Origin of the sequence: Amycolatopsis sp. NPDC006131 (assembly GCF_040614175.1) — a bacterium.
Classification (GTDB): domain Bacteria; phylum Actinomycetota; class Actinomycetes; order Mycobacteriales; family Pseudonocardiaceae; genus Amycolatopsis_E; species Amycolatopsis_E tucumanensis.
This window is the reverse complement of the sequence record NZ_JBEXTX010000106.1, coordinates 17,299-28,332: the sequence shown is the minus strand read 5'-3', so window position 1 is coordinate 28,332 and position 11,034 is coordinate 17,299. Positions and strand designations below refer to the sequence as shown.

General features: G+C 72.3%; 12 protein-coding genes. 9 read left to right on the top strand and 3 right to left on the bottom strand.

The window, feature by feature from the left end:
• Nucleotides 1-140: 140 nt before the first annotated feature.
• A complete protein-coding gene (locus ABZ215_RS35430; protein ID WP_354954735.1) occupies nt 141-881 on the bottom strand; it encodes an SDR family NAD(P)-dependent oxidoreductase in 741 nt (246 codons plus the stop codon).
• Nucleotides 882-955: 74 nt separating this feature from the next.
• Here ABZ215_RS35430 and ABZ215_RS35425 point away from each other — a divergent pair, with 74 nt between their 5' ends.
• A complete protein-coding gene (locus tag ABZ215_RS35425) occupies nt 956-1,564 on the top strand; it encodes a TetR/AcrR family transcriptional regulator (RefSeq protein WP_354954733.1) in 609 nt (202 codons plus the stop codon).
• Between the two features lie 40 nt (nt 1,565-1,604).
• Here the strand turns inward: ABZ215_RS35425 and ABZ215_RS35420 are convergent, their stop codons facing one another.
• On the bottom strand, nt 1,605-1,907 hold the full coding sequence (locus tag ABZ215_RS35420; RefSeq protein WP_017986683.1) for a WhiB family transcriptional regulator: 303 nt from the start codon (nt 1,905-1,907) through the stop codon (nt 1,605-1,607).
• A gap of 274 nt (nt 1,908-2,181) precedes the next feature.
• Between ABZ215_RS35420 and ABZ215_RS35415 the strand changes: the two genes are divergently transcribed.
• The 5 genes from ABZ215_RS35415 to ABZ215_RS35395 all read left to right on the top strand — a co-directional run bounded on the left by ABZ215_RS35415 (nt 2,182) and on the right by ABZ215_RS35395 (nt 6,418).
• Nucleotides 2,182-3,081, top strand: a complete 900-nt coding sequence (locus tag ABZ215_RS35415) for a MerR family transcriptional regulator (protein ID WP_354954737.1) — start codon at nt 2,182-2,184, stop codon at nt 3,079-3,081.
• A 1-nt stretch (nt 3,082) separates the two neighbouring features.
• Nucleotides 3,083-3,928 (top strand): hypothetical protein, encoded by an 846-nt coding sequence (locus ABZ215_RS35410; protein ID WP_354954731.1) that lies wholly within the window; start codon nt 3,083-3,085, stop codon nt 3,926-3,928.
• A gap of 140 nt (nt 3,929-4,068) precedes the next feature.
• Nucleotides 4,069-4,665 carry a response regulator transcription factor gene (locus ABZ215_RS35405; protein WP_017986686.1) on the top strand — a complete coding sequence of 199 codons (597 nt, stop codon included), beginning with the start codon at nt 4,069-4,071 and terminating at the stop codon, nt 4,663-4,665.
• Between the two features lie 253 nt (nt 4,666-4,918).
• Entirely contained in the window at nt 4,919-5,491 is a 573-nt protein-coding gene (locus ABZ215_RS35400; protein ID WP_026153775.1) for a sigma-70 family RNA polymerase sigma factor, read from the top strand.
• The gene (locus tag ABZ215_RS35395) at nt 5,492-6,418 is read left to right on the top strand and encodes an anti-sigma-D factor RsdA (RefSeq protein WP_237339985.1); all 927 of its coding nucleotides are present in this window, start codon (nt 5,492-5,494) and stop codon (nt 6,416-6,418) included.
• Between the two features lie 115 nt (nt 6,419-6,533).
• Here the strand turns inward: ABZ215_RS35395 and ABZ215_RS35390 are convergent, their stop codons facing one another.
• On the bottom strand, nt 6,534-6,923 hold the full coding sequence (locus tag ABZ215_RS35390; RefSeq protein WP_017986689.1) for a DUF5319 domain-containing protein: 390 nt from the start codon (nt 6,921-6,923) through the stop codon (nt 6,534-6,536).
• Nucleotides 6,924-7,096: 173 nt separating this feature from the next.
• Here ABZ215_RS35390 and guaB point away from each other — a divergent pair, with 173 nt between their 5' ends.
• The 3 genes from guaB to ABZ215_RS35375 all read left to right on the top strand — a co-directional run bounded on the left by guaB (nt 7,097) and on the right by ABZ215_RS35375 (nt 11,033).
• The gene (gene guaB / locus ABZ215_RS35385) at nt 7,097-8,599 is read left to right on the top strand and encodes an IMP dehydrogenase (protein ID WP_020420040.1); all 1,503 of its coding nucleotides are present in this window, start codon (nt 7,097-7,099) and stop codon (nt 8,597-8,599) included.
• Nucleotides 8,600-8,674: 75 nt separating this feature from the next.
• Nucleotides 8,675-9,808 carry a GuaB3 family IMP dehydrogenase-related protein gene (locus ABZ215_RS35380; protein WP_020420041.1) on the top strand — a complete coding sequence of 378 codons (1,134 nt, stop codon included), beginning with the start codon at nt 8,675-8,677 and terminating at the stop codon, nt 9,806-9,808.
• A gap of 907 nt (nt 9,809-10,715) precedes the next feature.
• Entirely contained in the window at nt 10,716-11,033 is a 318-nt protein-coding gene (locus ABZ215_RS35375; protein ID WP_020420043.1) for a helix-turn-helix domain-containing protein, read from the top strand.
• The last annotated feature ends 1 nt before the right edge of the window (nt 11,034 follow it).

Genomic DNA, 11,034 nt, shown 5'->3' with positions numbered 1-11,034 from the left:
GCCACCGGGTCAAGGCACGCTTTCCCGCCTTGACGCGGTGTCTCGGCAACCGAACACTGAAAGATCGGGTTCGGGAGGGACTGCTTTAGATCCGGGCGTAGCGAAGCGAAGCCCGGTGCACTAACCACCCGCGTAGCGCTCTACGCATTGACCCCCCCATCGACAGTGATCACCGACCCGGTGATGAACGCCCCAGCCGCCCCAGCGACATGCGCAACAGTCGCGGCGAGATCCTCCGGCGAAGCGTGCCGCCCAACAGCGGACAGCGCGAGAGAGCTCGCCGCGCGCGGCCCGTCCGCCGGGTTCATGTCCGTGTCGGTCGGCCCCGGCTGAACCACCACCGACGTGATCCCGCGCGACCCCAGGTCCCGCGCGAACGCCCGGCTCAGCCCCACCACCGCGGCCTTCGACGCCGCGTAGGCGCTCATTCCCGGCCCAGGCACCCGCTCGCCGAGCGTGCTGCCCATCGTGATGACCCGGCCACCGGCCGGCAGGTGCCGCACCGCGGCCTGGGTCGCGACGAACACGGCCCGCACGTTGACGGCCAGCGTCCGGTCGAAGTCGGCGAGGCTCATCTCGTCGACCGTCCCGCGCGGGAAGATCCCGGCGTTGTTGACCAGCACGTCGAGCCCGCCCAGCGCTTCGGCCGCCTGGTCCACCGCCGCGGTCAGTGCCTCGGCGTCAGCGCTGTCGGCCTGCAGCGCCAGCCCCTTCCGGCCGAGGCCCTCGATCGAGGCCACCACCTCGGCCGCCCGCGAGGCGGACTTCTCGTAGGTGACCGCGACGTGCGCCCCGTCCGCCGCCAGCTTCCGGGCGATCGCCGCCCCGATGCCCCTGCTGCCCCCGGTGACGAGTGCGACCTTGCCGTCCAGCGAATCCATGAGTCCTCCATTTCTGTAGTGATCGGCACAGAAGTTAGAGCGACTTCTGTGCCGACCGCTATAGAATGCGAACCATGTCACCACGCGGGCGTCCGAGGACCTTCGACCGGGACGCGGCCCTGGACGAGGCGATGTACGTCTTCTGGGAGCGCGGCTACGAGGGCACGTCACTGTCCGACCTGACCGCGGCCATGAAGATCGGCTCACCGAGCCTGTATGCGGCCTTCGGCGGGAAGGAGGCGTTGTTCCGGGAGGCGATCGAGCGCTACGGGGAGCGGTTCGGGCGCCGGCCGCCGGAGGGGGAGACCGCGCGTGACGCCGTCGAGGCCTGGTTGCGGGAGAGCGCCCGCGGGTACGTCGAGGCGGGTCACCCGCGTGGGTGCATGGTCGTGCTGGCCGCGCTCAACTGCACGGAGCAGAACCGGCCGGTCCGCGAATTCCTCGCGGCCAAACGGCGGAACAACCTGATCGGCGTGGCCGCGCGGTTGCGACGCGCGGTAGCGGAAGGGGACCTGCCCGAAGACGCCGACGTCGAGGGAATCGTCCGGTTCTACGGCACGATTCTGCACGGGATGTCGATTCAGGCGCGAGATGGCGCCGAACTCGCGGACCTGGAAGCGGTCATCGACACGGCGATGACCTTGTGGCCGCGATTTCTGGGAAAAAAGACGGCACCCGGCTGACGGGCGTTCACCCGGGTGCCGTCCGCTTTTTCCGTTCCGGCTACTGGCCGGAAAGGGTCAGCTGCGGTTTCCCGGTGCGGATGATCGTCTCCCGCTCGGCTTCCGACAGCCCGCCCCAGATCCCGTACGGCTCGTGCACCGCGAGCGCGTGCTCCCGGCACAGTTGCAGGACCGGGCAGGACTGGCAGATCGCCTTCGCGCGGGCCTCGCGGCGCGCTCGCGCCGGCCCGCGCTCGCCGTCCGGGTGGAAGAACGCGCCGCTGTCCATCCCCCTGCACGACCCCCGCAGCTGCCAATCCCAGATATCGGCGTTCGGGCCCGGGAGCCTGCGCGTGTCTGCCATCGTGACCGCCCTCCGATTCGGTCGTGCCACCCCTGCTTAGCCGCCCGGCGATTACTCCGAATGGCGCAACGGCGGTAACGTTAGAAGCGCGCCAATAGTTGTTCAAGGGAATCCCGCTGATTCAGCCGTTAGGTTTCCCCCGGATGCGTGAGATCAGGGCCGTAAACAGGGGAAATAACGAAACCGATTCAGGTTGCCCCGTTCGAGTGGTACCGGGATATTGGGTCGGGTGAGCCGTCCCAGGGGTGCCGGTCAGGCCGAGCCGACGATGCCCGTGGCCGCCGTCGCCCGGCGGCTCGGGGTCGCGCCCTCGACACTGCGCACCTGGGACCGCCGTTACGGCCTCGGCCCGAGCAGGCACACCGGCGGCAAGCACCGCCGCTACTGCGCCGCCGACATCGGCCGCCTCGAACTGATGCAGCGCGCGCTGCTGCGCGGTGCCTCGACCGCGGAGGCCGCCCGCTACGCGCTCCAGCAGATGCCGAAGTCGTTCGGCGCCGCCCCGGAGATCGCCGCCCAGCCGCTGCCGTCGCCGGCCGAGCAGGTCAGCGCCGCGCAGAACGGCGCCGCCGCCCGCCGGTTGCGCGCCGCCGCGGTCGCGCTCGACGGCCGCGCGGTGCAGCAGACCCTCGACGACGCGATCCGCAGCGCCGGCGTCCTCGACGCGTGGGAGGGCGTGATCGCCCCGGTCCTCGACGCCTGCGGGGCCGGCTGGCCCGGGACCCCGGCCGGGGTCGAGGTGCAGGCCATGCTGAGCGAGTGCGTGCTGGCCGCCGTCGTGCGCGCGACCCCGGTGCTCGACCACCCGCGCAACCAGCGCCCGGTGCTGCTCAGCCGGGTCCCGGACGAGCAGGACGGCCTGCCGCTGCACGTGCTGGCCGCAGGCCTGGCCGCGCGGCGCATCGGCTCGCAGCTGTTCGGGCTGCCGCTGCCCGGCCCCGCGTTGTCCGCGGCCGTCCGGCGCAGCTCGCCCGCGGCCGTGGTGCTGTGGGCCGACCGCGCGGGCAACGCCGACCCGGAGCTGTTCCCCGAGGTGTCCCGCGGCGGGCTGCGCAGCCGCCTGTTCGCCGCCGGCCCGGGCTGGCGCGCCCCGGAGCTGCCGGATCGCGTCGAACGGCTGTCCGGACTGCGGACGGCGGCTGACCGCATCGAGTACGTCCTGGTAGGGAAGTAACGTGCACGAGATCGAACTCCGACGAGCGGCCTTCGGCGACCGGCCGGCGCCGCCGCCGGACGTGCTCGCCGCCGCGGGCCCGCCCAAGCGGCGCCTGCTCGGCGCGATCGTGCTCGGCGCCCAGGGCCGGTACGCGGCCGCCACCACCCTGCTCGACGGCCTCGCCCGCGACCGGGACCCGGTGGTCGCCGCGCTGGCGCTGGCCACCCTCGCCTCGCACCGCAGGCAGCTCGGCGGCCACGCCGTCGCCCGCGGGCTCGACGGCGCCGCGCTCCGCCGGGCCGCCACGGCCGCAGCGTCTCCCTCGGATCCGGACCCGGACGGCCTGGACGCCCGCGGCGCGCTCGCGGACGCGCTCCTCGGGCTGGCCGCCGACCACCTCGGCACCGGGCGGCTCACCGCCTCGCGGCGCCTCCTGGACCGGGCCGCGGGCGCGGTGGACAGCTGGCGCACCCGGACCCGGCTCGGCTGGGTCACCGCGGAACTCGCGCTCGCCTCGGGTGACGCGCCGGCCGCGGTCACGCCCGCCGAGGCCGCCCTCGACGAGGCGACGACTGCCGGGTCGATCCGGCACACCGTCAAGTCCCAGCTGGTGCTCGCCGCGGCGCTGGGCACCATCGGGCAGAAGCGAAGAGCCGGGGAGCTCGTCTCGGGCGCGCTCGCGGACGCGGACAAGTACGAACTGTCCTCGCTCAGCTGGCCCGCCGGGCTGATCGCGGCCGATCTGTGGCCCGCCGACGCGGACCGCCACCGATCGCGAACGGCCGCGGTGTTATACGCAGTGTTACTGAGCTCCGACCCCGGAGGGAGGCGGCTGGCGCATGGTTCACCGTGGGTACCGGTCTGACCCGGGTGCGGGGCTCCCGCCGGCCATACCGACATCCGGGCGAAGAAGTTCCAAAAAAAGCCACCGGATCGTGTCAAGGTACGGCCTCAAGCGTCCGATAGGGGATATGGAATGTCACCCGGCTGCAGGAAGGAACACCCGTGACGACGGTCTTGATCTGCGACGACCGACGCAGTGTCCGCGAAGGGCTCACCCGCGTGATGTCTGCTGTCCCCGGTGTCAGTCGCATCGACTGTGTAGCGCACGGTGACGAGTTGCTGGCCCGGTACTCGCGGCAGCCGGTCGACGTCGTGCTCGTCGGCACCCAGCGCGCGATGCCGGCCGGGGTGGAGGCGACTCGGCGGCTGGTGTCCGCCAACCCTCAGGCCAACGTGATCGTCTTCGGCGCGCCGGACGACGCCGGCAGCATCGCCGCCGCCATCGCCGGCGGGGCCCGCGGCTACCTGCGCTGGGACGCGTCCCGGCCGGAGCTGGTCGCCGCACTCGCGCACACGCTCGCCAGCACCTCGGTGCCGGCGCCGCGCCAGCCCGCCGACCCCGGCGTGCAGCTCACCGAGCGCGAGCTGCAGGTCCTGCGCGGCATGAGCCAGGGCAAGAGCAACGGCCAGATCGGCCGTGAGCTGTACCTCTCCGAGGACACCGTGAAGACCCACGCCCGCCGGCTGTTCCGGAAGCTCGGTGTGCGGGACCGTGCACAGGCCGTGGCGCACGGCTTCCGCCGGGGTCTGGTCTCCTGACGCGGACGCGCGGATTCCGCGAGAAATTTTCGTGTTTCCGCGCGCCGCTTCGCTCGATCGCCCCCCTGCGAACCACATCCGTGCGATACTGGGCGGCCTCGGTTCGGCGAGGCCGGCGCGGCTGTAGAGCCGACCACGCATACGCGACACCGGCGTCGCCAGGTACCGTAGGCCTCACCGGTGTGAGCGATGTGGGGATTGCCGCGCCGTTAATTTTGCACGCCTACACGTAACGCTGGGACTGTTGTCTGCGATGGCCAATGTGGGGGACGGGCTGGATGAGCCAGTCGCCGCCGCTGTCGAGGGGGATCCCCAGGCGGTGGAGCGGCTGCTGGCCGCTATCCGTCCCCTGGTGGTGCGGTATTGCCGTGCCCGGGTCGGACGACAGGAGCGGTCGTTCGCCTCGGCAGACGACGTTGCCCAGGAGGTGTGTCTAGCAGTGCTCACGGCGTTGCCTTCGTACCGTGACCAAGGGCGCCCGTTCCTGGCCTTTGTGTACGGCATCGCCCAGCACAAGGTGGCCGACGCGCATCGGGCCGCCGCGCGCAACCGGGCCGAGCCCGTCGCCGAGATCCCCGACGAGATCGAGGGTGACATCGGGCCGGAACAGCGCGCCTTGCAGGGGGAGTTGAACGAGCGCATGGCACAGCTGCTCCGGGTTCTGCCGGACAAGCAGCGGGAGATCGTCGTGCTGCGCGTGGTCGTGGGCCTGTCCGCCGAGGAGACCGCGGAAGCGGTCGGCTCGACGCCAGGCGCAGTCCGCGTCGCGCAGCACCGCGCGCTGGCCCGGCTCCGCAAGGCGCTGGCGTCCGAGGAGGTGGCCTGAGTGACCGATCGCGAAGACGTCAGACGTGAGCTCGACGAGCTCGAGTTCGAGTCGACCCTGAGTTCCTCGCGGGCGGAGTTCGAGGCGGACCTCACCGCGATCCGCGCGGACGACGGTCTGCTGGACTCGCTCGGCGGTTCCGACCCCGGCATCGCCGACGACCTGGGTGACCAGGAACTCAACGCCCTGCTGCTGTCCTGGCGACGGGACATCGACAGCGAGCCGCTCGCCGAGCTCATCGACACCGACACCGCCGTCACCACGATCAAGACGGCCGCGCTGGCCCGCCGCCACGGGCAGCGGGCGCGCCGACGCCGCCTGCTCGTGCCGGTCGCCACGGCCGCCGCCGTCCTCGCCATCGGGTTCACCGGCACCAGCATCGCCGCGCGGGACGCGCAGCCCGGCGACACGCTGTGGGGCCTGACCAAGGTGCTCTACGCCGACCACGCGCGGTCGGTCGAGGCCGCCTCCGCGGCCCGCATCGATCTGCAGCAGGCCAGCATCGCCCTCTCGCAGGGCCGCATCGCCGAGGCGCAGCAGGCGCTCGCCGAGGCTGCCGCGAAGCTGAGCCAGGTCACCGAGGAGGAGAACCTCAGCCAGCTGATGGCGGAGCACCAGCAGCTCGCCTCGATGCTGCCGGACTCGACCACCACCACGCCGAACTCGCCGACCTCGCTGCCGACCTCGGCCGCGCTGCCGCCGCCGAGCTCGACGAAGTCGCCGTCCTCGTCGACCACGACGAGCCCGCAGCAGACCACGACGCCGACCCCGTCGACGAGCAGCACGACGTCCCCGCCCCCGACGACCGAGAGCAGCACGACGCCGCCCGGCGACGGCACCTCGGGCAACACGGTGCGCTACGACACGCCGGACTCGGGAGCAGGCCAGGCGCCTGCCGGTGTGGACACCGGCACCAGCTCGAACTGATCCGTCTTGTGAGAAGGCCCGGCCGGGAGCGGCCGGGCCTTCTTTCGTTTCCGCGTCCTGTCCCGGACATGACGAAGGCCCGGCCTCCCGCGGCCGGGCCTTCTCGTGGGAACAGTCAGTAGGCGCTTTCGGTGGTCGTGATCCCGTCCGCGAAACCGCGGCAGTAGTCCCAGCTCACGTAGTCAGCCGGGTTGGGGTCGAAGGCCGGCTCGTGCGGGCGCATCCGCCCGTCCGCGAGCAACTGCTCGAGGCTCGCGCGCAGCAGGTGCCAGTCGTGGAAGTGCGGTTGATCGCACTCACCGCAATCGACCACGATCCCGCGGACTCCGCGGGGCTCCAGCAGCGCCTGGTAGACCGCGAGGTCCGACAGGTCCGCCAGCAACTCGGCGCGCGCCTGCGCGTCCATCGGTTCGGCCAGCTCGTCGTCCCCGATGCCGGCGAGCTCCCGGGCGGGGTCGTCCGGGTCGTCGGCGAACGGGTCGGGGGGCAACACTTCGTGCGGCACGCGTCGCACCGTACCTGCCCGACCGGGTTGCTTGTCCAGGGCCTTTCAGTCCCTCCAAACAGGGGCGAGTTTCCCCGGTCACGTCTGGCCCCAGTCCGGCGGTCGCCGGGACGGGGGCCAGATACCATCGACGGAAGGTTCACCCGCCACTGCCAGGAAGGTCAGCCACCCCCATGACGAGCGAGTTCGCCCCGGAAGACAAGTTCGCGATGCTCGGGTTGACCTTCGACGACGTGCTGCTGCTGCCGGCCGAGTCGGACGTCGTGCCCAGCAACGTCGACACGTCGACCCGGCTGTCCCGCAACATCACCCTGCGCATCCCGCTGGTCTCCGCGGCGATGGACACCGTCACCGAGGCCCGCATGGCGATCAGCATGGCTCGCCAGGGCGGCATGGGCGTCCTGCACCGCAACCTGCCGATCGAGGAGCAGGCCGCGGCGGTCGAGGTCGTCAAGCGGTCCGAGGCGGGCATGGTCACCGACCCGGTCACCTGCTCGCCCGACGACACGCTCGCCGAGGTCGACGCCCTGTGCGCCCGCTTCCGCATCTCCGGCCTCCCGGTCACGGACGCCTCCGGCACGCTGGTGGGCATCATCACCAACCGCGACATGCGGTTCGAGCTGGACCACAGCCGCCCGGTCAGCGAGGTGATGACCAAGGAGAACCTGATCACCGCGCAGGTCGGCGTCACCGCGGACGCGGCGCTCGGCCTGCTCCGTCGCCACAAGATCGAGAAGCTGCCGATCGTCGACGGCGCCGGCAAGTTGCGCGGGTTGATCACCGTCAAGGACTTCGTCAAGACCGAGCAGTACCCGCACGCCACCAAGGACCCGGACGGCCGCCTGGTCGTCGGTGCGGCGGTCGGCGTCGGCGCGGCGGGTCACCAGCGCGCGATGGCGCTCGCCGACGCGGGTGTGGACGTCCTGATGGTCGACACCGCGCACGGCCACTCGCGCGCGGTCATCGACATGGTCGCCACGCTGAAGAAGGAGCTGGGCGACACGGTCGACGTCGTCGGCGGGAACGTCGCCACCCGGGCCGGCGCGCAGGCGTTGGTCGACGCGGGCGCGGACGCGGTGAAGGTGGGCGTCGGCCCCGGGTCGATCTGCACCACCCGCATCGTCGCCGGCGTCGGCGTGCCGCAGATCTCCGCGATCTACGAGGCCGACAAGGCGTGCCGCCCGGCCGGGGTGCCGGTGATCGGCGACGGCGGCATCCAGTACTCGGGTGACATCGCCAAGGCCATCACGGCCGGCGCGTCCACCGTGATGCTGGGCAGCCTGCTGGCAGGCACCGCCGAGTCGCCGGGCGACCTGATCTTGGTCAACGGCAAGCAGTTCAAGACCTACCGCGGCATGGGGTCGCTGGGCGCGATGCAGTCGCGGGACGGGCGCAAGTCGTACTCGAAGGACCGCTACTCGCAGGACGACGTGCTGAGCGAGGACAAGCTGGTGCCGGAGGGCATCGAGGGCCGCATCGCGTTCCGCGGGCCGCTGGCCAACGTCGTGCACCAGCTCGTCGGCGGGCTGCGCTCGGGCATGGGCTACGCGGGCGCGGAGACGATCGAGCAGCTGCAGAAGGCGCAGCTGGTGCGGATCACCGCCGCGGGCCTCAAGGAGAGCCACCCGCACGACGTCACGATGACGGTCGAGGCGCCCAACTACACCTCTCGGTGACCCCCTGCGCGCGGGTCACACCGATGGCCTAGCGACAATGGGCCGTCAACTACTGGCGGCGAGAAGGGACCTGACGTGCGCGATCTGGTCGAGATCGGCATGGGACGCACCGCGCGGCGGGCGTACGACCTCGATGACGTGGAGATCGTCCCGTCCCGGCGGACCCGGTCGTCGGCGATCGTGTCCACCGCGTGGCAGATCGACGCCTACCGGTTCGACATCCCGCTGGTCACCCACCCGACGGACGCGGTGGTGTCGCCGGACACGGCCGTGGAGATCGGCAAGCTGGGCGGGCTGGGCGTGCTGAACGCCGAGGGCCTGTGGGCCCGGCACGCCAACGCCGAGCAGGCGCTGCTCCGCGTGGTGGACGCCGCGAAGGACGAGGACCGCACCGCGCTGGTCCGCACCCTGCAGGAGCTGCACTCCGCGCCGGTGCAGCCGGAGCTGCTGACCGAGGCGATCCGCCGGGTGCGCGAGTCCGGCGTCACGGTCGCGGCGCGGGTGAGCCCGCAGCGCGCGGCCGAGCTGACGCCGCACCTGATCGCGGCCGGGGTCGAGATCCTGGTCGTGCAGGGCACGATCATCTCCGCGGAGCACGTCGCCCACGACGACGCCGACCCGCTGGACCTCAAGGACTTCATCGGTGGCCTGGACGTGCCGGTGATCGCCGGTGGCGTGTCCGACTACCGCACCGCGATGCACCTGATGCGCACCGGCGCGGCGGGCGTGATCGTCGGCCACGGCTACACCCCGGGTGTGACGAGCACCGACCGCGTGCTGGGCATCGGCGTGCCGATGGCGACGGCGATCATCGACGCGGCGGCCGCCCGGCGCGACTACCTCGACGAGACCGGCGGCCGGTACGTGCACGTGCTGGCGGACGGCGGGATGACCAGCTCGGGTGACATCGCGAAGGCGATCGCCTGCGGCGCCGACGCCGTGGTGGTGGGCGCCCCGCTGGCCGCGGCGTCCGAGGCGCCCGGCCACGGCCTGTACTGGACCGCGGCGGCGGCGCACCCGAACCTGCCGCGCTCGCGGGTCGCCGCCGGGCCGGACATCGAGGTGGACCTGAAGACGCTGTTGTTCGGCCCGTCGTCCGACGCGGAGGGTTCGATCAACCTGTTCGGAGCCCTCCGCAGGGCGATGGCCAAGACGGGCTACTCGGACCTCAAGGAGTTCCAGCGGGTGGGCCTCTCGGTCCGCGGCTGACGCTCGCGGGTCGGCGCCCGCCTGCCGCGGCCCCGCTGCGGCTGAGAAGGCTCGGCGGGCGGCGGGGCTGCATGCGGGGTGGAGCCGGGTGGGGCTCTTGGTGCGTGGCTGACGCTCGCTGGTCCGGCGCCCGCCTGCCGCGGCCCCGCTGCGGCTGAGAAGGCTCGGCGGGCGGCGGGGCTGCATGCGGGGTGGAGCCGGGTGGGGCTCTTGGTGCATGGCTGACGCTCGCTGGTCCGGCGCTCGCCTGCCGCGGTCCCGCCACGCCGGGCCGCGGCACTACATGCGGGGTGGAGCCGGGTGGGTCTCTCGGTGCGTGGCTGACGCTGCTGGCTCGGCGCCCGCCTGCCGCGGCCCCGCTACCGCTGAAAAGGCGCGGCGGGCCGCGGGGCTGCATGCGGGATGGAACGGGTTCGCCTCGGCGCGGGCCTGGCACCACGCGTCGCGGGCGTTTCGCGCCGGAGCTCGGTGCGGCTGCTGGCGGCTCGGCTCCCGCATGCCGCGGCCCGGTGCGGCAGAGGAGACACCGCGGGCCTCGGCACTGCATGCGGGGTGGAGCGGGTTCTCCGCGGTGCGCCTGAGGCTGTGCGTCGCGGTGTTTGCCGGTCCGGCCGCTGGTTCGGCCCGCGCGTGCCGCGGCCCGCTGCCGCTGGGAAGGCTCGGCGAACCGGGCGCGGGTCAGGGTCGCGTCAGCGTAGGGCGTGGGGTGCGGGTGGGTTTCGGCAGCGGCGGCCGGCGCGATGGTGAACGCGAGGGCGGCGGCGGCCAGTCCGGTGAGCAGGCGTGCACGCATGATCGGTTCCTCCCAGTCTGTCTGTTTTCGACGTGTCTCGAATAGTCCTCCGGAGCAGTAGAGTCTTCGTTAAGTGTCGAAGAGAGCTGAGAGCACCTTCAGGAGGACGAGACCGTGCCACTCGGCCGCTGGTCCGGCATCGCGCACCCGGAGCTCGACGAGATCACCGTCGACGACGTGCTGCACGCGCTCGCCGACCCCACCCGGCGGGCGATCATCCGCCTGCTCCAGGCCGAGGGCGACCGCCCCTGCGGCACCTTCGGCCTGCCGGTCGCGGCTTCGACGCTCAGCCACCACTTCCGGGCCCTGCGCAAGGGCGGCCTGATCCGCCAGTACGACGAGGGCAGGCAGCGCATGAACACGCTGCGCACCGCCGAGCTGGAGCAGAAGTTCCCCGGCCTCGTGGACGCGGTGCTCGCCAACGCCGAGTGAG